Origin of the sequence: Rhizobium sp. AQ_MP (genome assembly GCF_014237835.1) — a bacterium.
GTDB lineage: Bacteria > Pseudomonadota > Alphaproteobacteria > Rhizobiales > Rhizobiaceae > Allorhizobium.
In genome coordinates, this window is sequence record NZ_JACJVI010000076.1 from 1 (window position 1) to 436 (window position 436).

A 436-nucleotide genomic window follows, 5' to 3' on the forward strand; every position below is an offset into this window, starting at 1 on the left:
ATGTCAAAGATCTCCTCGCCGTCGTCCGCTTTGCCCAGAACCCGCGTGACCGGGTTGCCGGTTTTCGGGTGCTGCAGATGCTGCCGGGCATCGGTCCGCAGAGAGCGGCGGCAATTCTCGACACGATTGCCGCTGACCCACAACCGTTGTTGTCGCTTGCCGAGATCCCGCCGCCGCCGAAGACCGGCGATGACTGGGCGCCTTTCGTCACATTGCTTTCCGCCTTGCATAAGGACGAACATGGCTGGCCTGGTGACATCGAACAGGCAAGGCTCTGGTACGAGCCGCATCTCGACCGGATCCACGAGGATCCCGAGACCCGCAAGGCTGACCTCCTGCAGCTCGAGCAGATCGCATCAGGTTATCCAAGCCGCGAACGCTTCCTGACCGAACTGACACTTGACCCGCCGGATGCAACCAGCGACCAGGCAGGCGT

Annotated in this window: 1 pseudogene; it reads left to right on the top strand. The window is 62.4% G+C overall.

Annotated features, from left to right (window positions below):
• A pseudogene (locus H6M51_RS25115) lies at positions 1-436 on the top strand (ATP-dependent helicase); the annotation flags it as partial.